Genomic DNA, 22,589 nt, shown 5'->3' on the forward strand with positions numbered 1-22,589 from the left:
TCGGCAGACAGCACCATTAATGTACAACTGTCTAATTATTATATTGTTCAGGATAAAGAATTCTCATGCTCAGACCATGTCAATACAGGTCAAATTATGTGCTCAACCCCCATAATATAGCTTTTTGTCTGACAATATTCGCTAAAAGTATCGATTCCAACGCTATATCTTGAGAAAAAGAATTTTAAACTTGTACCGCTATCTAATGTTTACATAAAAAACTGACCTCTATTCGAGATCAGTTTGTTGGGTAGCATGTTAAGAGAACTCTTTTGAACTGGACGCTCTAACCTGCCGCCTGTTCCAAAAGAATGGTCCCATATAATTCACGCAGATCCTTTTTCAGCATTTTACCAGTACCACTCAGTGGAATCGCATCAACGAACACGACTCGATCTGGAACCTGCCATTTGGCAACTTTGTCTGCATAATAATCCAGCAGATCAGTCTCAATCAGCTGGCTGCCCGGCTTTATAATGGCAATTAATACGGGACGCTCATCCCATTTAGGGTGCTGGGCAGCAATCACGGCAGCCATCGCTATTTCCGGATGTCCCATGGCAATATTTTCTAAATCTACCGATGAAATCCATTCTCCACCAGACTTGATTAAATCCTTGGAGCGGTCGCTGAGTTTCATAAAACCATCCTGATTCAGCGTGGCAATATCGCCGGTATCGAACCAGCCATCATCTGTCAGTGCAGATTCTTCCTTGCCAAAATAATGACTGATGACCCAATGGCCCTTAACCTGTAAGTTTCCTGTGCTAAGTCCATCACGTTCAATTTCATGCGTACCTTTTTCTGCATCGATCAAACGTAAATCAATCCCGAATGGCGGACGGCCTTGAGACAGACGAATCTGCAGTTTTTCTTCATCCGGCAGAGACAAATGTTTGGTCTTGAGCTGATTGGCCGTACCCAGTGGACTGATTTCCGTCATACCCCAGGCATGGATCGTTTCACAATTAAACTGTTCTTTGAACGCTTTGAGCATGGCGGGTGGGCATGCCGATCCGCCCACTACATTCCGTTTTAGGCTTTCCAGTTTTGAACCTGACTGATTTGCTGCTGCAATCAGCCCCTGCCAGATGGTCGGAACACCAAGTGCTACCGAAACCTTATAGCTATCAATCAGGTTAACCAGACTTGTCCCGTCCAGACCCGGTCCCGGCAGGATCAGGGTACATCCCACCATCGCGGCAGCATAGGGAGTGCCCCATGCATTGACATGGAACATCGGTACGACAGGCAACATAATATCGGCAGCTGAGACATTTAATGAGTCAGGCAAAATAATTGCATAACTATGTAATACAGTAGAGCGATGGCTATACAGCACACCTTTGGGATTACCTGTGGTTCCAGAGGTATAACACAAGGAACTTGCCGAGTTTTCATCAATCACTGGCCATTCGAAATCTGCATTTTGTCCAGCCAGCAGGTCATCATAAAATTGTACTTCCGGAATCGCTTCTGTTACTGCCGGATCAGCCGCATCCAGACAGATGAAATGCTCTACAGAGGTCAGCAGTGATTTCACTGCTTTAATTAAAGGAACAAATGTCTTGTCGAATAGCACCACACGGTCTGCGGCATCGTTCATAATAAAAATCAGCTGTTCAGGAAACAAGCGCGGATTAATGGTATGACAGACCAGACCACTACCAGAAATGGCATACCAGGATTCTAAATGGCGGTGATTATTCCAGGCAATGGTTGCGACCCGATCTCCCTGCGCCAAGCCAAGTTGTTGCAGCACATTGGCAAAACGTTTCGAGTTTTGGTGAATTTCGCCCCAATTGGTAACTTTAATACTGCTATCAGTATTTTTGGAAATTACTTCGGTATCTGCATGATAGCGTCCTGCATGTTCAATCATGCTGCTGATCAGTAAAGGCTGAAACATCATATTTCCGAGCATTCTCCACTCCTTTGTGCTTGTTATTGGTCCGTGTATTGATATCGTTGTTATATATGCATGATGGCTCGGTCTGAGACCGTGACATAATTTTTATCATCATGTGGACTGAATTTAGCAAGGAAATCTGGGTTTGTAAGTATCGAATTGTGACAAATTTACAGAAGTGACTCTGGCGTATAAAATAAGAGCACGATTTATATAGAAATAAAAAAACTCTTCATAGAAAGACTGAGCCTGATATTCAGTTTAATAATCGTGTATTGATTGAATGTCGACTGGCTTAATACAGCTATCCCATTTAATGGTCATGTTTAATAGGGATACTGACCTTAGAAAAACAGTACAACAGGTTAATGTAACGCATGTTTGAAAATAAACTGACATCCACCCTAGTCTTAATTTGTTATATTAAGTATATTAAAATATGCTATAAATCAAGATAATTAGAACAGTCTTAGTTCAGAAAGTGTATGTATAAGTCTGAAAAGTTGGCACAGACCATCCGTCAAATGATTGAAAATGGCGTATGGAAGGCGTATGAAAAATTACCTTCCCTTCGTGAACAGGCACAATTATCCGGCTATAGTCTGATGACAGTACTGAATGCCTATCAGGAACTCGAAGCCCAAGGTCTGGTCTACGCCAAAGATAAATCAGGCTATTTTGTTGCAGAACGTGCCCAGCCATTTACTCGTAAACAGCCCGTCCAGATTGGTTTAAATTCCAGAATCCAAATCAACTCGGTAGTGTTTAATTTCTTAAAATCAACTCAGCCGGCCGAAATTGTACCTTTTGGTTCAGCATTTCCTAATGCAGAACTATTATATAACGCCAAATTCATGCAGATTCTGGCGCAGCAGGCCAAAAGAAAAAGTAGTTATAACAATCAGAATCACATGCCGCCTGGCAATCAGGACTTACGACAACTGATTGCCAACCGCTATCAACTACAAGGAATCCCATGTCATCCCAATGACATTGTCATTACATCTGGTGCACTAGAGGCATTAAACTTGTCCCTGCAGGCCTTAACTCAACCGGGCGATTTTATTCTGCTACAGCAAACCATATTTTATGGTGCCTGGCAGGCAGCCGAACGTTTGGGGTTGCAAGTGATTACGATTCCTGAACACCCACAATTCGGCTTTGATCTGGAATCATTTGAACAGGCTTTAAAACAGTATCCGATCAAGGTGTGCTGGCTAATGCTGAATGCACATAATCCGATTGGCTTTACTGTTAATCCGGAAATTAAGCAGAAAATTGCAGAACTTTTATATAAATATCAGGTGTATTTGATTGAAGATGATGTTTATCAGGAATTAAATTACGGTTCAGCCAAACCGCTACCAGTTAAATACTTTGACCAGCACCAGAAGGTGCTGCACTGTACATCTTTTTCCAAAACGCTGGGGATGGGTGCACGCGTAGGCTGGGTGTATGCCGGTCCATTTTCTGATGCCATTCAGCATTTACAGCTCATGAGTACTCTAACTGTTAGTCCCTTACTTCAAAATGCGCTGGTCGAGTTTATGTCGCACCATCATTATGAAAAACATCTAAGGCATTTAAGACAACATTTGGAAAAATATAAAAAGAAATTTTATCAGGAACTTAAAGCACGTTTAGGAAGCATCTGTGAAATTTACTATTATTCCAGTGGTTATTTTCTCTGGATCGAATTGCCTGAACAACTTGACGGTCAGGTTTTATATGAGCAACTGATTCAGCAGAATATTGCGATTGCCCCTGCACTGCTGTTTAGGCCGGATCATGCCAGCCAACATTATATTCGTCTGAATTGTTCTTATGAATGGACAGCCAGAATTGAAAATTCGATCAATCTGCTGGCAGAAATCATTCTTCAAAATCGCAAAAGCGTGGATTGATTCATCCACGCTTTTAAAGTGCTTCTGCTAGATTGCTAAAGTTTAGAAACTATAAATTGCGACTGCATTAACTCGGTTGTCTTCACCTTTAGTACTGCCATTTGGTGCTGCCACTACGGCTTCACGTTCACCATATACATATTCCAGGCCGAAACTCAAAGGTTTTGTTGGGCTATAGAAAACATTTGCCCAAGCTTGCCAGAGGTCTTTGTTAATAGCGGTTGGATTTGCGCTGGCAGCGATATATGCATTATCCTGGTCAAAATTCATATAGCCATAACCCAGTGTACCACGCAATTTCTCGTTAAATTGCTGAGTTAAACCTACTGAAATTGAATCAAATTCACTTTGTAAAAGATCACCATTCGTGGCTGCAATGACCCCAGGATTGGCATAAGATACAAAGCTGCTATCACCTTTGACGTGATAGTAGTCAGCTTTGAGCGTCGTACCTGGCACAAGATCATACTTGGCACCTAAACCTAGACCCCATGCGGTTTTTTCATCTTCGTTGATACGTTTTTCATGACCCATGGCCCGTGCACTGACTATAAAATTATCTGCCAACTTATGATTTAAACGTGCCGTTAAAGCAGGTAGACGCTGTTTGATAGAACCATCTTTCGGATCTTCTACTGCAAGGACCAGATTGGTAGCCGGGCTAAAAGTACTGGTATGACGTACTTGTGGCGTCCGTTTAATTGATCCGCCCGCATAAACCAGAGCATCTACAGTTTCCGGGATATAATCAGGTACCGCAAAGTTTGACCAGGTTTGACCAATCAACCAGTTAGCATAACTGATATACGCATGACGGATACGTAAGTTATCAAAGCCGGCACCACCCAAGAAGTCCACTTCAATTTTACCGCTCAGGGCTTTATCCCTAGCACCGACAGGTGTTTTAAAATCCATACCTAAACGGGTTGCAGACAGGGTTGACTTAAACTCATCACTACGTTCGCCTGTGCCTTCAAGTGGGACAGTATTAATCTGGTTATACATGCGGGTAGCTGAACCACCTTCAGCCTGATAAGAGGCATCCGCTCGGATATTACCGTATAAATTGAACTCGGCACCACTGGCAATTTTCATGACAGGTTTAGTTGCAGGCGTACTTACTGGTATTGGTGCTATTGCCACTGGGGCAATTACCATGGCTGTCTGAGCTTGCTGCTGTTCAACCAGTGCGCGTAATGCCTGAACTTCTTGGCGCAGCTGTTCAATTTCCTGTTGGTTCGACTGGGCTGGGGTTTGGGCTTGAGATGACAAACTGATGCCCCCTAAGCTCATTGCCATCATGCTCATCAGAACTGTGCGTTTGAATGTGATTTGTGGTTGATTAAATAATTGTGTCGTGTTCATCCTAAACTCGCTTTTTATTATGCGTCTCGATTCTAGCAACAGATCACCACTGGTTACGATGGCGATCTATATCATTGGGAATATTATCTTTATTGATTGAAATCTAACTTAATGTATCGCTTCTTTTGTCAATGGACTTGGCTTTACGCTAGACGTTGCAAGGACTTGGCCATCTACGGAAGTTTTTAAGTTCACCAGGAAAATTGCCAGCGCAGCGATCACGCCAGGAATCGCAATTGCAAAGAAGTTCATTTGATGCGGTAAATTCATGGTCAATAATGCGCCAGTAAGTACCGGACCCACAATCGCACCAATACGTCCAATGCCTGATGCCCAGCCCATGCCGGTAGAACGTACCGTCGATGGATAATACTGTGCTACAAAGGTATAGAGCAGGATTTGTGAACCAATCGTTGCAGCACCTGCCACAGCAATCAGGGTATACAGCACGAATTGCGGACTGTTAAAACCAAGAAGAATCAATGCCATAGCACCACACAGGAACATAATGGTCAGTACTTTTTTGATATGGAATCTATCCGCAAGATAGCCGCCACCAATCGCACCCACCATTCCACCAATATTCAGGGCAAACAGGAAGATCATACTTGCGCCCAGCGAGTAGCCTGCCTGGATCATCAGTTTTGGTAACCAGCTGCCCAGTGCATAAACCATCAACAGGCACATAAAGAATGCCAGCCAGAACATGAAGGTACTGAAGCTACGGCCTTGTTGAAACAGTGCTTTTAATGGTGCTTCATCCCCTTTTTGCACTTCATTCAGTACAAACTGGGTATCACTGGTAATGACCTGTGTTGGAGAAATCTTTTGAATAATATGATGTGCTTGAGCCGTTTGCTGCTTGTTAGTCAGATACATCAATGATTCTGGCAAGTATTTCCAAATCAATGGCAAAAGGAGCAGTGGAATACCGGCAAGCAGGAACATAATTTTCCAGCCAAATTGTGGCACCAGCCATGCACCCAGTAACGCAGAAGTCATCCCGCCAATCGCATAACCACTAAACATCAGGGCAACCAGCGTACTGCGAATACGTTTAGGAGCATATTCGGTCATCAATGCCACCACATTAGGCATCACACCGCCAATGCCAAGACCAGCCAGAAAACGTAAAATTCCAAATTCCACTGGAGATGTGGCGAAAGCCCCGATGAAGGTAAAACCGCTAAAAATCGCCACACAGATCATGATCGTCTTTTTACGGCCTAACTTGTCGGATAGCGTTCCGAAGGTCATGGCACCGAACATCATCCCGAATAAGGCGGTACTGGCCAGCAGTCCGGCTTGCACTGCGCTGAGCGACCATTCTTGCATCAGCAATGGTAATGCTACGCCGTAAATGACTAAGTCATAACCGTCAAAAATAATGATCAGCAAACACCAGATCAGTACCCCCCAGTGAAAGGGGGTAAACTTCGCCTCATCAATCAGCGTATTTATATTAACTTTATTTGTAGACATCTCCACCTCCAAATTGTGAAGTTCAATTTATGAATGCCACAATGGAGAAAATGCGTAAGAATGTCCAAAACTGAATAGGCATGCTTCTATACCTATAAAGTCTGGCTGAAGTTAAGTTGCTAAATTTATTATAAAATATATTATAATAATCTTAACTTAGCCTGTGCTTACATGAATTTATCCGCTGTGCAGGATTGATTACGCTTCTAGATTGAACTATTAAAATACTGAACGATCGTACCTAATTGCTTCCAGATCATAGACTTGATAGACCGCATCAAACAGATAGCGGATGTATTCACTTTCATCCATGTTACGGATAGCCATGAATACTGGACTGACAGCGAACTCATCTAGAAGCGGAATGAAGTTCAGGTGGGCCAGTTTAATATTTTGTGCACTTTCCGGCACAATACAAATCCCTTCTCCGGCAGCTACAAAGCCTAGTGCCAACTGTAATTCACGTACGATACGGATATTTTTGGGTTCCAGGCCATACTCAGAAAAAATACCGCGGACCTGGGTGGCAAAATTCGCCTTGCCGCTATTGGGATATAAAAACAGTTGCTGATCAACCAGTTCAGAAAGATTTAAACCTTCTACCCGTTGCGCCATGCTATGACTGGAGTGTGCAGCGACCATCAGTCGTTCCTCACGCAGCAACACCCGTTTTACTGCCGGATCTGAAATTCTCAGACGCCCAAACCCTACATCAATCCGCCCTTCTTTCAGCGCCTGAATCTGTTCATGGGTATTCATCTCCATCATCTCGATCTTGAGATGTGGATGCTGCTGTTTGAATAAAAACAGAATGCGCGACAGCAAGCCAAACAATAAAGAGCCAACAAAACCGATAGTTATGGTCCGATCCGTAATGCCAATTCGCTTGGTCATCGACTTGATCTCTTCCGCATTAGACAAAAGTTTAACAGCGTGCTGGTAAAAGAATTGACCGGCTTCAGTAGTTTTTAGCGGACGGCTACCACGCTCAAAGAGCTGAATATCGAGCTCTTGCTCTAGATTTTGGATCTGTCGGCTCAAAGGTGGTTGAGCAATAAACAGTTTTTCTGCCGCTTTGGTAAAACTTTGTTCTTCGACGACGGCAACGAAGTAACGTAAATGTCTGAGTTCCATGGCACTGAATACCTTTAAAGTATAAAAAAATGCTAAATCGATCTTAGACCAATCAACATTATTCTTTTAAGGTATATCAAGTCAAAGCATTAAAGCAAGAATGTGAACCCGTATTATGTATAAGTCAGTTGAAACCTTGCTGGTAGAAATTCCAACCATTCGCCCTCACAAGATGGCAGTGGCAACGATGCAAACCCAGACCCTGGTATTGGTCAAAATCACCACTGAAGATGGTTACATCGGCTGGGGGGAAGCTACGACTATCGGTGGCTTGGGTTATGGTGATGAAAGCCCGGAAAGCGTCAAAGTTAATATCGAAACTTATTTCGCCCCACTTTTAAAAACATTATCCGGTTTAAATGTTGCACAGACATTACAAACAATCAAAAAGAACATTAATGGCAACCGTTTTGCCAAATGTGCAATGCAAACAGCACTTCTGGATATACAGGCACAACGTTTAGGTTTGCCATTAAGCGAAATCCTCGGTGGCCGCTTGCGTGACAGTATTCCGGTTCTTTGGGTATTAGCTTCGGGTAATACCGAAAAAGATATTGCTGAAGCGGAGAAAATGATTGCGGCAAAACGTCACAACATTTTCAAACTTAAAATCGGTTCTCGTCCGGTTGAAGAAGATGTTGAACATGTGCTTGCAATCAAGAAAGCGCTGGGTAAAGACATTTCAATCCGTGTCGATGTCAACCGTGCTTGGTCAGAACTGGAAGCCATTAAAGGAATTCAATTATTGCAAGATGGTGGTGTTGATTTAATAGAACAGCCATGTGCAATTGATAACCTAGACGCCATGCGCCGTCTGACCCGACGTTTTGATGTTGCCATCATGGCAGACGAATCGCTAATGGGTCCGCACTCAGCGTATGAGATTGCCAAACAAAATGGTTCATCTGTTTTTGCAGTCAAAGTTGCCCAGTCAGGTGGCCTGATTGAAGGTTGCGAAGTAGGCAAGATTGCCAAACTTGCAGGTATTGACCTGTATGGCGGCACCATGCTGGAAGGCCCTGTAGGCACGATTGCTTCGGCACATGTGTTCTCTACTTTTGAAAGTCTGGCATTTGGTACCGAGCTGTTTGGTCCTCTACTGCTGACTGAAGATATTTTGAAAACCCCACTCAACTATCAAAACTTTGAACTTGAGATTCCGAAAGGGCCAGGTCTGGGGATTGAGTTGGATGAAAACAAGATTGACAACTTGCGTCGTCAGTAATTAGGAGAAACCCATGCTTTTTCAGGTACGTATGGATGTAAACATTCCACGTGATCTGCCAGTTGAACAGGCAAATGAAATTAAGGCTGTTGAAAAAGCCTATTCGCAGGAATTGCAGCGTCAAGGCAAATGGCGTCATATCTGGCGCATCACGGGCCAGTACTCAAACATCAGTATTTTCGATGTTGAAAGCAATGAAGAGTTGCACGACCTGTTACAAGGCTTGCCTCTCTATCCTTACATGAATATTGAAGTGATGGCATTAAACCGTCACCCGTCTTCAGTTCGAGATGACGACAGTTAATTGAATGAGCGGATTGGGAGTCACCGGATTCCCCTTCCAAATCGAAAACAGAGGGTATTTCAACAAGGATTGTGGCCAGCCAAATTTAGCCAGCCAATAAAAGCTAAAAAGTGCGCCACGAAAAGATGAAAAACATACTTTAGGAGCAATAGTATGAATCGCCAAGAAATTGATGCATTAGTTAAGCAAATGAACGTTGATACAGCGACAGGTCCTGTAGATGAACGTGTACAGCAAGTCGTTGTGCGTTTATTGGGTGATCTTTTCCAGGCTATCGAAGATCTTGATATTTCTCAGTCAGAATTATGGAAAGGCCTGGAATACTTTACTGATGCCGGTCAAGCGAATGAATTAGGTTTATTGGCTGCAGGCTTGGGGCTGGAACATTACTTAGACTTACGTGCTGATGAAGCAGATGCTAAAGCAGGTATTACTGGCGGTACGCCACGTACGATTGAAGGTCCGTTATATGTAGCTGGCGCACCTGAAACTGTAAGCTTTGCCCGTATGGATGATGGTTCTGAAGAAGGCAAAATCCCAACTTTAATCATTGAAGGTACAGTGACGGATACTAATGGCAATCTCGTTGAAGGTGCCAAGGTTGAAATCTGGCATGCGAACAGCTTGGGCAATTACTCATTTTTTGACAAGTCACAGTCTGATTTTAACCTACGTCGCAGCATCATTACTGATAGCGATGGTCAATATACTGCATTAACGACAATGCCAGTGGGTTATGGCTGTCCTCCAGAAGGTACCACCCAGTTCGTGCTGGACAAATTAGGCCGTCATGGTAACCGTCCATCACACGTCCATTACTTTGTGTCTGCACCGGGTTACCGCAAGCTGACCACTCAATTCAACATTGAAGGCGACCAATACCTGTGGGATGACTTTGCATTCGCTACCCGTGAAGGTCTGGTAGCAACTGCTGTAGACGTAACTGATGAAGCTGAAATTGCAAAACGTGGCCTGAAAGGTCCTTTCAAATACATTCAATTCGATATTGAACTTGTGAAAGAGAAAACAGACGCACCTTCTACTGAAGTTGATCGTCGCCGCGCTAGCGCTTAATACACTTGAGAAGCGGGATATGCATCGAGATATATCCCGCTGACTTCCCCCTTGGAAAGTCGGAGAAAGGACATGCCTCGTATTCCCGTAATTAACACCAGCCATTTAGACCGTATTGATGAATTACTGGTTGATGATTTTGAATCTGGTGAATTTAAACTGCACCGTTCGGTATTTACAGACCAGGCGCTGTTTGACCTTGAGATGAAATACATCTTTGAAGGTAACTGGGTTTATCTGGCGCATGAAAGCCAGATCCCAAACAATAACGACTTTTATACTACCTATATTGGCCGTCAGCCGATCATCATTGCACGTAACCGTCAAGGTGAACTGAATGCCATGATCAATGCCTGTTCGCATCGCGGTGCACAGTTATGCCGTAACAAGAAAGGCAATAAAGCAACCTATACTTGCCCGTTCCATGGCTGGACCTTCAATAACTCAGGTAAGTTATTAAAAGTTAAAGATCCGGCTGATGCGGGTTATTCAGACTGTTTTAACCAAGACGGCTCGCATGACCTGAAAAAAGTAGCACGTTTTGAAAACTACAAAGGCTTCCTGTTTGGCAGCTTGAATCCGGATGTCCCAGCGCTGGAAGAATATCTGGGCGAAGCGACCAAAATCATTGACATGATCGTAGGTCAGTCTGAACAGGGTCTGGAAGTATTACGCGGTTCTTCGACTTATACCTATGAAGGTAACTGGAAGCTGACTGCAGAAAATGGTGCTGACGGTTATCATGTATCTGCCGTTCACTGGAACTATGCTGCAACGACTCAACAGCGTAAAGAAAAAGAAGCTGGTGATAACATCCGTGCCATGAGCGCGGGTTCATGGGGCAAACAAGGCGGTGGTTCTTACGGTTTCGAACACGGTCACATGCTGCTTTGGACTCAATGGGCTAATCCTGAAGACCGTCCTAACTTTGCCAAGAAAGATGAATACACCGAGAAATACGGTGAAGCTATGGCGAAATGGATGATCGAGCGTTCACGTAACCTGTGTATCTATCCAAATGTTTACTTCATGGATCAGTTCGGTTCACAAATCCGTGTGCTACGTCCGATCTCTGTCGATAAGACGGAAGTCACCATTTACTGTATCGGCCCTGTAGGTGAAGAACCTGAAGCCCGTACCCGCCGTATCCGCCAGTATGAAGATTTCTTTAATGCTTCAGGTATGGCTACACCAGACGATCTGGAAGAATTCCGTGCCTGTCAGGCAGGTTATGCCGGTATCGCGCTGGAATGGAATGACATGTGCCGTGGTTCCAAGCACTGGATCCATGGCCCTGATGATGCTGCCAATGAAATTGGTTTAAAACCAAAACTGTCTGGTATTAAAACCGAAGATGAAGGTTTATACCTGGCTCAGCACCAGTACTGGTTAGAACTGATGAAAAAAGGTATTGCGACCGAGAAAGAGATTGCAGCATCAACTGAAGGAGAAAACGCATGAGCGACATCACTTTAGAAAATATTGCTCAGTTCCTATATCAGGAAGCACGCTTTCTGGATGATGAACAATGGGATGACTGGTTAACTTGTTATGCCCCTACTGCTTCTTTCTGGATGCCAGCCTGGGATGATGATGACAAGCTGACCACAGATCCACAGTCTGAAATCTCCCTGATTTATTACCCGGACCGTCAAGGCCTGGAAGACCGTGTGTTCCGGATCAAGACTGAACGTTCGTCTGCCACCATGCCGGATACACGTACCAGCCATAACATCAGCAATATTGAAGTTGTTGAACGTGATGGCAACAAAGTAACCGTACGTTTCAACTGGAATACTTTGAGCTTCCGTTACAAAAACAGCTACAGCTACTTTGGTATGTCACGTTATGAAATCGATTTTTCAGGCGATAAACCACAGATTTTAAGCAAATACGTGGTACTGAAAAACGATTACATCAATCAGGTCATCGACATCTATCACCTCTAAGACTGTTTTATTACAGCCAGGTAAAACTCTTCAGCCAGATGGAAAATTGGCTGAAGGGTCCAGTTACAAAGATTTATATAGGATATTCAGCCATGTCAAACCACAATGTTGCACTTCAATTTGAAGATGGCGTTACACGTTTTATTTCTGTTGCTCAGGGCGAGACCCTGTCTGATGCAGCTTACCGTCAAAAGATCAATATTCCTTTGGACTGCCGTGATGGTGCTTGTGGAACGTGTCGTGCGTTTTGTGAATCAGGTTCATTTGACATGCCTGAAGAAACTTATATTGAAGATGCACTAACACCTGAAGAAGCCGCTGAAGGTTATATTCTGGCTTGTCAATGTAAGCCAACGTCAGATGCAGTGTTCCAGATTCAAGCTTCTTCAGAAGTGTGTAAAACCGAAATTCATGCTTTCCAGGGAGCGCTGGCTCGTGTAGAAAACCTGTCTGATTCAACTATTACTTTTGATATCCAGTTAGACGAAGGTCAACCAGACATTCACTTTCTGGCAGGTCAATATGTCAATGTCGGAATTCCAGGCACCACAGAAACCCGTTCTTATTCATTCAGCTCAAAACCGGGTAATCGTTTGACTGGTTTCGTGGTACGTAATGTACCGAATGGGAAAATGAGTGAATTCTTGAGCAAAAATGCCAAAGCTGGCGACAAAATGACCTTTACCGGTCCGTTTGGTAGTTTCTATCTGCGCCCCGTGACCCGTCCTGTCTTGATGCTGGCGGGTGGTACAGGGATTGCACCATTCATGTCGATGCTGCAAGTACTGGAAGAAAAAGGTTCAGAGCATCCGGTCCGTTTAGTATTTGGTGTGACCAATGATTTCGACTTGGTTGCCATTGAAAAACTGAACGAATTGCAAGATAAATTCCCGTGGTTCGAATACCGCACTGTAGTGGCAAACCCGGAATCTGCACATGAACGTAAAGGCTATGTCACTGGCCATATTGAAAATGAATGGCTAAATGCTGGTGAGGTTGATATCTACCTGTGTGGCCCAGTACCCATGGTTGAAGCGGTTCGTGGCTGGCTAGAAGCAGAAGGCGTAAAACCTGCAAGCTTCCTGTTTGAAAAATTCTCTGCAAACTAACTAGAGGGAATTTATTCAATGTCTAATCGTCAAAGATTTGAAAATAAAGTCGTAATCGTGACCGGTGCCGCTCAGGGCATCGGGCACGGGGTCGCGTTGCAAGTGGCGAGCGAAGGCGCTCAAGTCGTCATGGCTGATCTTTCCCCTTATGTGGAGGAAGTTCTGGCTGAAATTGAAGCGACTGGCGGTGATGCGATTACCGTCAAAGCCAATCTGGAAACGTTTGCCGGTGCTCAGTCAGTCGTTGAAAAAGCGCTAGAAACCTATGGCCGTGTTGATGCGCTCATCAATAACGTCGGTGGCGCGATCTGGATGAAACCTTTCGAGGAATTTTCTGAAGAGGAAATTATCAAGGAAGTGAACCGTTCATTGTTCCCGACACTGTGGTGCTGCCGTGCAGTTTTACCAGAAATGATTAAAAATCAGAAAGGTACCATTGTAAACGTATCTTCTATTGCGACACGCGGTATTAATCGTGTTCCCTATTCAGCATCCAAAGGTGGCGTAAATGGCCTGACCGCTTCCCTTTCCTTTGAACATGCCAAAGATGGTATTCGCGTTAACGCTGTTGCAACGGGTGGCACCGAAGCACCACCCCGTAAAATACCACGTAATGCCAATCCACTGACTGAATCTGAACAAGAATGGATGCAGCAAGTGGTAGATCAGACCATTGACCGTACGTTTATGGGTCGCTACGGCACAATTCAGGAGCAAGTAAATGCCATTCTATTCCTGGCTTCCGATGAATCATCTTATATGACAGGTACGGTAGTACCGGTCGGTGGTGGAGATCAGGGCTAGTCCTGATCATCACGATTTTTAACAGGCTCATGGTTCGACGCAAGGAGGCACATTACCAATGAACACCCTGTTTCAGACATTAAAAAATGACTGGTCAATTTCAGCAACTGTTGCAGGATTTCTAGCAGTGCTGATTTCCTATTCAGGACCACTGATCATTTTTTTCCAGGCAGCACAGCAAGCCCAAGTTTCCCCAGACACGATGATTTCATGGATTTGGGGAATTTCTATTGGTGCGGCGCTTGCAGGTATCTTTTTATCAATTAAATACAAAATACCTGTCGTCACCGCCTGGTCTGCGCCCGGAACGGCACTATTGGTCACGCTGTTTCCCGATATTTCGCTCAATGAAGCGGTTGCGGCCTATATCACCTCTGCTGTGGTGATTTTTCTCATTGGTATTACCGGTTATTTCGACAAGTTACTGTCCTGGATTCCTCAGGAAGTCGCTGCCGGAATGATGGCGGGGATTTTACTGCAGTTTGGTTTAGGGCTGTTCACCGCGACCGATACCATGCCCTATATCGTCTTTGGCATGCTGGCGGTGTTTTTGCTGGCCAAGCGTTTCAGTCCACGTTATGCCATGGTCTGGGTGCTGGTTGCCGGTGTGATTTTAAGCATGCTGCTGGGCAAGATGAACCCGGTCACGGCAGATTTCAGTCTGGCAATTCCGCAATTTATTGCACCGGAATGGACCTGGAGTTCCACCCTGAATCTGGCCCTCCCACTCATTCTAGTTAGCCTGTCGGGCCAGTTTTTACCGGGAATGGCCATTATCAAGATCAGTGGCTATGACATGCCCGCCAAGCCAATTATTAGTGCAACCAGTATTGCCTCGCTCGCAGTAGCCTGTGTGGGGGGGATTACTATTGTATTGGCCTCTATTACGGCCGCATTGTGTTTAGGCAAAGACGCGCACGAGCTGAAAGAAAAGCGTTATATCGCCGGTGTGGCGAACGGGCTTTTTTATATTTTAGGCGGCCTGTTTGCCGGCAGCATTGTCATGCTGTTTAGCCTGATGCCGAAGGAATTAATTGCAGCTTTGGCAGGACTGGCCTTACTCGGAGCAATTGCCACTAACATCTCTATGGCGATGGGCAAAGAGTCGCAACGTGATGCCGCACTGATCACTTTTTTAGCAACCGCTTCCGGCATGCATTTCTTGGGACTGAGTTCAGTCTTTTGGGGGATTTGTATTGGCCTGGTAGCACATTTTCTGCTGTCACAGAAAGACCGTAATGCTGTTCCGGTTGCAACATCAGATTCAAAACAAATTTAAAGACATCCATTAGTTTAGGGTATGTAAGGACCAGATTATGATAGATAAAAGTTCATTATCATTGAAAGAAGCACTCTCCCAGATCAAGGATGGTTCTACCATTATGATCGGCGGATTTGGGACAGCGGGTCAGCCTGCTGAACTGATTGATGGTCTGATCGAATTGGGAATCAAGGATCTTATTATTGTCAACAATAATGCTGGTAATGGCGACTATGGTCTGGCGAAACTGCTTAAAGCGGGCGCTGTGCGTAAAATTATCTGCTCTTTCCCGCGTCAGTCTGATTCCTGGGTATTTGACGAATTCTATCGTGCAGGCAAGATCGAACTGGAACTGGTGCCGCAAGGTAATCTGGCTTGCCGTATTCAGGCAGCAGGTATGGGCTTAGGTCCAATCTATACCCCAACCGGTTTTGGTACCTTGCTGGCTGAAGGCAAACCAACCTTGAACTATGAAGGCAAAGATTTTGTCCTGGAAAATCCGATTAAAGCTGACTTTGCTTTAATTAAGGCCCATCAGGGCGACCGTTGGGGCAATCTGGTCTACCGTAAATCAGCCCGTAACTTCGGCCCGATTATGGCGATGGCAGCTGATGTGACCATTGCACAGGTTTCTGAGGTGGTTGAACTGGGTGCGCTGGATCCAGAGCACATCATCACCCCGGGAATTTTTGTTCAACACGTTGTTCAAGTTAAACCTGCACAGTAATTGGCATCGGAGAGAAATAATGAGCTATAGCAAACTGACCCGTGACCAGATCGCTGAACGTGTGGCACAAGACATTCCTGATGGTGCTTATGTGAACCTGGGTATCGGCCTGCCAACCAAAATTTCAAGTTACCTGCCAAGCGATAAAGACGTATTCCTGCATTCTGAAAATGGCCTGTTGGCTTTCGGTCCTCCTCCTGCTGAAGAAGACCGTGATCCAGAACTGATCAATGCCGGTAAAGAATTCGTGACCTTGCTCGAAGGTGGTTCTTTCTTCCATCATGGTGATTCATTCGCGATGATGCGTGGCGGTCACTTAGACATCGCGGTACTGGGCGCGTTCCAGGTGGCTGAAAATGGTGATTTGGCCAACTGGCATACTGGTGCTCCGGATGCGATTCCAGCAGTCGGCGGTGCGATGGATCTGGCTGTTGGTGCGAAAAAAGTCTTTATTACCACAGATCACGTGACCAAAAAAGGCGAGCCCAAAATCGTGGCTGAACTGTCTTATCCTGCGACTGGCCTGAAATGTGTCGACCGTATTTATACCGATCTTTGTGTGATTGATGTGACGCCTGAAGGTATGAAAGTGATTGAAAAAGTCGAAGGTCTGTCATTTGAAGAATTGCAGTCAATGACTGGTGCCAAACTGATTGATGCGACTCAAAACTAATTTATAAATCCTCCCTAAACCCCTCCTTTATTAAAGGAGGGACTTTCATCCTTTAAATTCAGGGAAAAACGCCTCCCTTTAGTAAAGGGAGGTTGGGAGGGATTCAAAGATTTGGAAAGTAAAAACATGAAAAACGCATATATTATCGATGCCATCCGTACCCCATTCGGCCGTTATGCCGGTGGTCTCGCGCCTGTTCGTACAGATGACTTAGGTGCAGTTCCAATTAAAGCTTTGATGGAACGCAATCCAAGCGTGAACTGGGAACAGGTCGATGACGTGATTTATGGCTGTGCCAATCAGGCCGGTGAAGACAACCGTAACGTCGGTCGTATGTCTTCATTGCTTGCAGGCCTGCCTTATCAGGTTCCGGCAACGACCGTAAACCGTCTGTGTGGTTCATCGATGGATGCCGTCGCAATGGCAGCACGTACGATTAAAGCCGGTGAAGCCCATCTGATTATTGCTGGTGGTGTAGAAAGCATGTCGCGTGCCCCATTCGTGATGGGCAAGTCAGAAACAGCGTATGGCCGTAGCCAGAAGATTGAAGACACCACCATGGGCTGGCGTTTTATCAATCCTAAGCTCAAAGAAATGTACGGCGTGGACACCATGCCGCAAACGGCTGAAAATCTGGCAGAACAGTTCAATATCAACCGTGAAGATCAGGACAAGTTTGCTCTGACCAGCCAGCAACGTACCGCAGCAGCGCAGGCCAATGGTTTCTTTGCCAAAGAAATCATTCCTGTGGTGATACCACAGCATAAAGGCGATCCGGTGATTGTCGATAGTGATGAACATCCACGTGCATCTACCACTGCAGAAGCTCTGGCGAAACTAAAACCTGTGGTGAAAGCAGAGGGGACTGTAACGGCGGGTAATGCTTCTGGTATTAACGATGGTGCGGCTGCCCTGCTGATTGCATCTGATGAAGCTGTTGCTCAGCATGGCTTAAAACCACGTGCCAAAATTATTGGTTCAACAGTTGTAGGTGTTGAACCACGAATCATGGGTTTTGGTCCAGCACCTGCCATCAAGAAATTACTGGTACAAACCGGTCTGACTTTAGAACAGATGGATGTGATCGAGCTGAATGAAGCTTTTGCTGCTCAGGCACTGGCATGTACCCGTGACTTGGGAATTGAAGATGGTTCAGAGAAAGTCAATCCAAATGGTGGTGCGATTGCTTTGGGTCATCCACTCGGTGCTTCAGGCGCGCGTTTAGTGACGACTGCACTCAACCAGCTGGAACAAACCGGTGGTCAATATGCGCTGTGTTCAATGTGTATTGGTGTCGGTCAAGGTATTGCTTTGATTATTGAACGTGTTTAATTATTAAATGCTCTTTCTTCCCCTCCTTTCCCAAAGGAGGGGAAGAAAGAGCATTAAGGACTTAAAAAAATGCCAACATTTACATCTAACGATGCCCAGATCAATTACCAGACTTTTGGTGATGCCAGCAAACCCGCCCTGGTTTTTTCTAACTCATTGGGTACCAAATTCAGCATGTGGCAGCCACAAATTGAATTTTTCCAGCAAGACTATTTTGTCGTGTGTTATGACACTCGTGGTCATGGGGCTTCTTCTGCACCGCAAGGTCCGTATAGCCTGGAACAGTTAGGTCAGGATGTGGTCAATCTACTGGATCATCTGAATATCCAGAAAGCCGCTTTCTGTGGTATCTCGATGGGTGGGTTAACCGGGCAATGGTTAGCGATTAACAAACCTGAACGTTTTAACCACGTGATTATCTGCAATACTGCTGCCAAGATCGGTCAGGAACAGGCCTGGCTGGAACGTGCCGCACTGGTGCGTGAACAAGGCTTGGCTCCGATTGCATCGACTGCAGCATCACGCTGGTTTACCGGTCCCTTTATCAAGAGCAACGCAGCGAAAGTTGCAGAACTTTCAAACGACCTTGGAGCTGGCAGCCCGGAAGGTTATGCAAGTTGTTGCGAAGCTTTGGCTAAGGCGGATTTACGTGAACAGATCAAAACCATTTCTGTGCCGGTACTGATTGTGGCCGGTCAGCAAGATCCAGTGACGACAGTTGCAGATGGTCAAGCCATGCAAGCTGAAATTTCACAAAGCCAGCTGTTTGAAATCAATGCCTCGCACATTTCCAGTGTGGAGCAACCAGAAGTCTTTAATCAGGCAGTTCAGAAATTTATTGCAGCTTAAATAATAGATGCAAAGAAAAAGCCACTGTTGATCAGTGGCTTTTTTATGCTTAGATTTTGAAAAACTGGTTCAGCATCAAGCCCAGATCACTAAAATCGCTGCAATCACCACTAAGCCCAAACCCCAATGCTCGGTACGTGCCAGTTTTTCTTTAAAGAAATATGCCGAAATCAGCATACTAAACAGAATCTCAATTTGTCCCAAAGTTTTGACGACCGGCACACTCATCATGCTCATGGCAGTAAACCAGCCGAGTGATGCCATAAAACTGCACACACTCACTTTAAAAGTTAAGCCCAGACGTTGCCACATGGCCACTAAAGTCTGGCGACTGAATATGCTGAGATAGATCAGCATACTGATACACTGAAAACCGATCACCATTAACAACACCCAGGCCGCACGATGCAAGGTTGGCAAATTGCTTAATTCCAGACTGGCTTCGCGTACCAGAATTGAGGTAATGGCAAAACTTAAACCGCTGCCGATCCCGATCGCCAATGTTCTGGCTGAAAACCCGCTGACCTGTTGGCCTTTACTCAATAAAAATACCGCATATCCACCCAGCACCACACCGATCCAGGCCAGAAATGACAAATGATCCGCTAAAAAGGTCACGCCAATAATAGCTGCCAGAATGGCTTCACTTTTCGCCAACCCCACCCCCACCGCGTAATTTTTTTGCTTGAACAATTGTACCATCAGCGCCGTAGCTAAAATCTGACTGCAACCCGCAATTACTACATAGACCCAAAACCTGGGCGTGAAGTGAACCACACTTTCAACTGGCTTGAAATAATACAAGCTGCTCAGGTACAGCGCAGCAAATGGCAAGCCAAAAATAAAGCGTGCCAAGGTGACTCCCCACACATCAACCGTGGTACTGAGCTGTTTTTGAAAGGCGTTACGCCAAGCCTGCATAAATGCAGCCATTAAAGTGAAAAAAATCCAGCTGAATGCCATCTACTGATCGCTATTACCTCAAAAGTAAATTAATTCTATGCCTTAGTAAAAGCGCTGACTAATTAAAAATAGGATACTGGCCGATAGCGGAAAGTTTGGCTTATATTAAGGAACGAGTCGGCTAAATGAATACAATATGATCTGATAGCGATCTAAAAACGTGAAAATGGTACTAATTTTGCTTATCAAACCTAACCAGGCTGATAGATGTCATGTGGATTTATTTTATATGTTTAAAGTATGCAATCAGACCTAAAGTGCAATTGAACTCTTTTTTACTTTGCTCCAATATGAAATACAAAATAACAAGTATTCATCATTGAAGGCGAATACCCCCTGTACCAGATCGCCGGATGCTATCTCAGGTAAGGAATGAGAATGACCAGTTTAAATTATTATCAAACCATCTTTGATAAGGCGGGTGATGCTATTTTTGTGCATGATATCGGCAGTGTCGAATTCATGGACGTCAATGAAGCAGCTGAAAACCTCACCGGTTACAGCAAATCTGAATTAACCAGCATGAGTGTAGAAAAAATCAGTGCGCATAGCCATGGTTTTGATTTTTACCATGCCTTAAAAAAGGTGCAACAAGCTGCCAGTCATGAAGCAATTACATTTGAATGGATCATTCAGGCGCAGAATCAACGGCAGATTCCTGTTGAGGTTTGCCTAAAAACGGTCGAAATTGAGCATCAGCCCAAGCTACTGGCTTTGGTTCGCAACATTAGTGAAATCAAGAAATATCAGTATCAGCTGCAGTCTAAAGATCAGTATTTCAAGATGCTGCTGGAAAACTCGGGTGATGGCATCGCGATTCTGGACCTGCAAGGCAAACTACTGTATGCCAGCCCTTCTCTACAACGTATTTTGGGTTATCGTGACCGCTTTGTTTTAAATAAAAATGTGCTGAGTGTCATTCATCCGGATGACCGGATTAAAGTCCGGCAACTGTTATTTAAAAAACCGGCTGAACAGTCGATTGGAGTGCTGCATTACAAAATTATGCACCATAATGGTAAGTGGCGGCACCATGAAGCAACCTATCGCAACCTGCTCGACCATCCGGATATTCAGGGAATCCTGATCAATTACCGCGATATTAGCGAACGGATTGAAGCAGAAGAAATGGCGCGGGCTCGGGAACGTCAGTTAGGCCATATGTCACGCTGCAAAACCATGGGTGAACTTGCGACCGCACTGGCACATGAACTGAATCAGCCCTTAGCTGCACTCAATAATTATGTCGGTGGCAGCATTATCCGTATTCAAAACGGCCTAGCCAATACCACTGAAACGCTGGATGCCATGAATGCCGCACTGGATCAGACCAAAAGGGTCAACCAGATTATTCACAGTATGCGCAGCTTTTTGCGCAAAGGCGAAGCCAATTTTCAGGTACATTCCCTCAATAAATTGATTCAGGACCTGCATCCCCTGATTGGACTGAAAGCCGATCAGGGCGGCTGTACCATTCATTATGAGCTGAGTGTGACACCGGTTTCTATCTCTGCTGATGAAACCCTGTTTAGCCAGGTCATCATTAATCTGGTCTTTAATGCGGTGGATGCGTTACAACGCAATCCTGAAGGTCAACGTGATATCTATATCCGGACCTGGCAGCACAACCAGCATGCCCGAATTGCCATTGCAGACAATGGTCCGGGACTGCAAGGACAAAATCCGGAACAGCTGTTCGAGTCTTTTTATTCGAGCAAGAAAGACAGCATGGGGATCGGATTGACTTTATCGCGTAGCATTATTGAAAACCATCAGGGTTATTTATGGGTCTGCCAGGGTGAATCCGGCGCAATTTTTAATATTTCATTATCTGCACAGGAGCGTGCTAAATGTATTTAAATAATTCTCATGTTCCCGAGCCCATAGTCTACGTCATTGATGACGATCAGGATATCCGAAACTCGCTGACCTGGTTGCTGGACTCCGTTCAGCTGGAAACCAAAACATTTAGCAGTGCGACCGAATTTTTAAATTATCCACGGCCGAATACCCCAGCCTGCTTGATTCTGGATATCCGTATGCGCGGCATGAGTGGCCTGCAGTTACAGCAACAGCTAAATCAGCAGAAAGCCTATATTCCAATTATTTTCATGACCGGTCATGGTGATATTCCGATGTCGGTAAATGCCATGAAAGCCGGGGCTTTTGATTTTCTGGAAAAACCTTTTAATCCGCAGCATATGCTGAACCAGATTCAGGCCTGCCTGCAACAGGCCGAGCAGGACTTTGTCGCAGGGGAAAATCGCAAACAGCAATTATTGAAACTGAAATCCTTGTCACCACGTGAGAATGAGATTATCAATTTGCTGGTGGATGGCCTGTCCAGTAAACATATTGCGCAGATGCTGAATATCAGTCATAAAACTGTCGAGATTCACCGCACTCATATCCGGCAAAAACTGGGGACAGAGTCGATTGCCCAGATTGTGAATATGGTGCTGATGTGCCGGGACAAAACTATGCAGGCGATGGGTTAACCTATCGCCTCTTTTGAAGATGGATAA

Annotated in this window: 20 protein-coding genes; 15 read left to right on the forward strand and 5 right to left on the reverse strand. The window is 45.0% G+C overall.

The window, feature by feature from the left end:
* Positions 1-286: 286 nt before the first annotated feature.
* Positions 287-1,924 carry a long-chain-fatty-acid--CoA ligase gene (locus tag AY607_RS14260; protein WP_064102899.1) on the reverse strand — a complete coding sequence of 546 codons (1,638 nt, stop codon included), beginning with the start codon at positions 1,922-1,924 and terminating at the stop codon, positions 287-289.
* Between the two features lie 470 nt (positions 1,925-2,394).
* Here AY607_RS14260 and AY607_RS14265 point away from each other — a divergent pair, with 470 nt between their 5' ends.
* The gene (locus AY607_RS14265) at positions 2,395-3,813 is read left to right on the forward strand and encodes a PLP-dependent aminotransferase family protein (protein WP_064096725.1); all 1,419 of its coding nucleotides are present in this window, start codon (positions 2,395-2,397) and stop codon (positions 3,811-3,813) included.
* A 42-nt stretch (positions 3,814-3,855) separates the two neighbouring features.
* Here AY607_RS14265 and AY607_RS14270 read toward each other — a convergent pair whose 3' ends face one another.
* From AY607_RS14270 to AY607_RS14280, 3 genes are all read right to left on the reverse strand, one after another.
* Positions 3,856-5,178: a DcaP family trimeric outer membrane transporter gene (locus AY607_RS14270; RefSeq protein ID WP_064096724.1), complete on the reverse strand. Its 1,323-nt coding sequence runs from the start codon at positions 5,176-5,178 to the stop codon at positions 3,856-3,858.
* A 108-nt stretch (positions 5,179-5,286) separates the two neighbouring features.
* Positions 5,287-6,660, reverse strand: coding sequence for an MFS transporter (locus AY607_RS14275; RefSeq protein WP_064102900.1), 1,374 nt, complete (start codon positions 6,658-6,660; stop codon positions 5,287-5,289).
* 219 nt (positions 6,661-6,879) lie between these two features.
* Positions 6,880-7,794, reverse strand: a complete 915-nt coding sequence (locus tag AY607_RS14280) for a LysR family transcriptional regulator (protein ID WP_064096722.1) — start codon at positions 7,792-7,794, stop codon at positions 6,880-6,882.
* 115 nt (positions 7,795-7,909) lie between these two features.
* On the opposite strand from AY607_RS14280, the gene AY607_RS14285 reads away from it, so the two are divergent.
* The 12 genes from AY607_RS14285 to pcaD all read left to right on the forward strand — a co-directional run bounded on the left by AY607_RS14285 (position 7,910) and on the right by pcaD (position 19,101).
* Positions 7,910-9,019 (forward strand): muconate/chloromuconate family cycloisomerase, encoded by a 1,110-nt coding sequence (locus AY607_RS14285; RefSeq protein ID WP_064102901.1) that lies wholly within the window; start codon positions 7,910-7,912, stop codon positions 9,017-9,019.
* A 13-nt stretch (positions 9,020-9,032) separates the two neighbouring features.
* Positions 9,033-9,323, forward strand: coding sequence for a muconolactone Delta-isomerase (gene catC, locus AY607_RS14290; RefSeq protein WP_064096720.1), 291 nt, complete (start codon positions 9,033-9,035; stop codon positions 9,321-9,323).
* Positions 9,324-9,476: 153 nt separating this feature from the next.
* Positions 9,477-10,397 carry a catechol 1,2-dioxygenase gene (catA, locus tag AY607_RS14295; RefSeq protein WP_064102902.1) on the forward strand — a complete coding sequence of 307 codons (921 nt, stop codon included), beginning with the start codon at positions 9,477-9,479 and terminating at the stop codon, positions 10,395-10,397.
* A gap of 72 nt (positions 10,398-10,469) precedes the next feature.
* Positions 10,470-11,858 carry a benzoate 1,2-dioxygenase large subunit gene (gene benA, locus AY607_RS14300; RefSeq protein WP_064096718.1) on the forward strand — a complete coding sequence of 463 codons (1,389 nt, stop codon included), beginning with the start codon at positions 10,470-10,472 and terminating at the stop codon, positions 11,856-11,858.
* Positions 11,855-12,346 carry a benzoate 1,2-dioxygenase small subunit gene (benB, locus tag AY607_RS14305; protein WP_064102903.1) on the forward strand — a complete coding sequence of 164 codons (492 nt, stop codon included), beginning with the start codon at positions 11,855-11,857 and terminating at the stop codon, positions 12,344-12,346. Before benA ends, benB begins: the two co-directional genes overlap by 4 nt.
* Before the next feature lie 92 nt (positions 12,347-12,438).
* Positions 12,439-13,455: a benzoate 1,2-dioxygenase electron transfer component BenC gene (benC, locus tag AY607_RS14310; protein WP_064102904.1), complete on the forward strand. Its 1,017-nt coding sequence runs from the start codon at positions 12,439-12,441 to the stop codon at positions 13,453-13,455.
* Between the two features lie 18 nt (positions 13,456-13,473).
* Entirely contained in the window at positions 13,474-14,259 is a 786-nt protein-coding gene (gene benD / locus AY607_RS14315; RefSeq protein ID WP_064102905.1) for a benzoate diol dehydrogenase BenD, read from the forward strand.
* A 58-nt stretch (positions 14,260-14,317) separates the two neighbouring features.
* The gene (gene benE / locus AY607_RS14320; RefSeq protein ID WP_064102906.1) at positions 14,318-15,538 is read left to right on the forward strand and encodes a benzoate/H(+) symporter BenE; all 1,221 of its coding nucleotides are present in this window, start codon (positions 14,318-14,320) and stop codon (positions 15,536-15,538) included.
* A gap of 37 nt (positions 15,539-15,575) precedes the next feature.
* Positions 15,576-16,247, forward strand: coding sequence for a 3-oxoacid CoA-transferase subunit A (locus AY607_RS14325; RefSeq protein ID WP_064102907.1), 672 nt, complete (start codon positions 15,576-15,578; stop codon positions 16,245-16,247).
* A 19-nt stretch (positions 16,248-16,266) separates the two neighbouring features.
* The gene (locus AY607_RS14330; RefSeq protein ID WP_064102908.1) at positions 16,267-16,920 is read left to right on the forward strand and encodes a 3-oxoacid CoA-transferase subunit B; all 654 of its coding nucleotides are present in this window, start codon (positions 16,267-16,269) and stop codon (positions 16,918-16,920) included.
* Positions 16,921-17,046: 126 nt separating this feature from the next.
* Positions 17,047-18,252, forward strand: coding sequence for a 3-oxoadipyl-CoA thiolase (pcaF, locus tag AY607_RS14335; protein WP_064102909.1), 1,206 nt, complete (start codon positions 17,047-17,049; stop codon positions 18,250-18,252).
* A 69-nt stretch (positions 18,253-18,321) separates the two neighbouring features.
* Complete coding sequence (pcaD, locus tag AY607_RS14340; protein WP_064102910.1) at positions 18,322-19,101, forward strand: 3-oxoadipate enol-lactonase; 780 nt, start codon at positions 18,322-18,324, stop codon at positions 19,099-19,101.
* A 75-nt stretch (positions 19,102-19,176) separates the two neighbouring features.
* Here the strand turns inward: pcaD and AY607_RS14345 are convergent, their stop codons facing one another.
* Positions 19,177-20,064 carry a DMT family transporter gene (locus AY607_RS14345; RefSeq protein WP_064096709.1) on the reverse strand — a complete coding sequence of 296 codons (888 nt, stop codon included), beginning with the start codon at positions 20,062-20,064 and terminating at the stop codon, positions 19,177-19,179.
* Positions 20,065-20,442: 378 nt separating this feature from the next.
* Between AY607_RS14345 and AY607_RS14920 the strand changes: the two genes are divergently transcribed.
* Complete coding sequence (locus tag AY607_RS14920) at positions 20,443-21,924, forward strand: PAS domain S-box protein (protein WP_081408825.1); 1,482 nt, start codon at positions 20,443-20,445, stop codon at positions 21,922-21,924.
* Positions 21,915-22,562: a response regulator transcription factor gene (locus AY607_RS14355; protein WP_064102911.1), complete on the forward strand. Its 648-nt coding sequence runs from the start codon at positions 21,915-21,917 to the stop codon at positions 22,560-22,562. The genes AY607_RS14920 and AY607_RS14355 overlap by 10 nt, the downstream gene beginning before the upstream one ends.
* The last annotated feature ends 27 nt before the right edge of the window (positions 22,563-22,589 follow it).

Origin of the sequence: Acinetobacter sp. SFA (genome assembly GCF_001647535.1) — a bacterium.
Lineage (GTDB): Bacteria > Pseudomonadota > Gammaproteobacteria > Pseudomonadales > Moraxellaceae > Acinetobacter > Acinetobacter pecorum.

Coding starts and splice junctions, on each gene's coding strand:
- AY607_RS14325 (WP_064102907.1), top strand. CDS start 15,576: ATGATAGATAAAAGTTCATTATCATTGAAAGAAGCACTCTCCCAGATC.
- AY607_RS14920 (WP_081408825.1), top strand. CDS start 20,443: ATGACCAGTTTAAATTATTATCAAACCATCTTTGATAAGGCGGGTGAT.
- benA (WP_064096718.1), top strand. CDS start 10,470: ATGCCTCGTATTCCCGTAATTAACACCAGCCATTTAGACCGTATTGAT.
- pcaD (WP_064102910.1), top strand. CDS start 18,322: ATGCCAACATTTACATCTAACGATGCCCAGATCAATTACCAGACTTTT.
- benC (WP_064102904.1), top strand. CDS start 12,439: ATGTCAAACCACAATGTTGCACTTCAATTTGAAGATGGCGTTACACGT.
- AY607_RS14355 (WP_064102911.1), top strand. CDS start 21,915: ATGTATTTAAATAATTCTCATGTTCCCGAGCCCATAGTCTACGTCATT.
- catC (WP_064096720.1), top strand. CDS start 9,033: ATGCTTTTTCAGGTACGTATGGATGTAAACATTCCACGTGATCTGCCA.
- benE (WP_064102906.1), top strand. CDS start 14,318: ATGAACACCCTGTTTCAGACATTAAAAAATGACTGGTCAATTTCAGCA.
- AY607_RS14330 (WP_064102908.1), top strand. CDS start 16,267: ATGAGCTATAGCAAACTGACCCGTGACCAGATCGCTGAACGTGTGGCA.
- AY607_RS14265 (WP_064096725.1), top strand. CDS start 2,395: ATGTATAAGTCTGAAAAGTTGGCACAGACCATCCGTCAAATGATTGAA.
- catA (WP_064102902.1), top strand. CDS start 9,477: ATGAATCGCCAAGAAATTGATGCATTAGTTAAGCAAATGAACGTTGAT.
- pcaF (WP_064102909.1), top strand. CDS start 17,047: ATGAAAAACGCATATATTATCGATGCCATCCGTACCCCATTCGGCCGT.
- AY607_RS14270 (WP_064096724.1), bottom strand. CDS start 5,178: ATGAACACGACACAATTATTTAATCAACCACAAATCACATTCAAACGC.
- benD (WP_064102905.1), top strand. CDS start 13,474: ATGTCTAATCGTCAAAGATTTGAAAATAAAGTCGTAATCGTGACCGGT.
- AY607_RS14260 (WP_064102899.1), bottom strand. CDS start 1,924: ATGCTCGGAAATATGATGTTTCAGCCTTTACTGATCAGCAGCATGATT.
- benB (WP_064102903.1), top strand. CDS start 11,855: ATGAGCGACATCACTTTAGAAAATATTGCTCAGTTCCTATATCAGGAA.
- AY607_RS14345 (WP_064096709.1), bottom strand. CDS start 20,064: ATGGCATTCAGCTGGATTTTTTTCACTTTAATGGCTGCATTTATGCAG.
- AY607_RS14275 (WP_064102900.1), bottom strand. CDS start 6,660: ATGTCTACAAATAAAGTTAATATAAATACGCTGATTGATGAGGCGAAG.
- AY607_RS14280 (WP_064096722.1), bottom strand. CDS start 7,794: ATGGAACTCAGACATTTACGTTACTTCGTTGCCGTCGTCGAAGAACAA.
- AY607_RS14285 (WP_064102901.1), top strand. CDS start 7,910: ATGTATAAGTCAGTTGAAACCTTGCTGGTAGAAATTCCAACCATTCGC.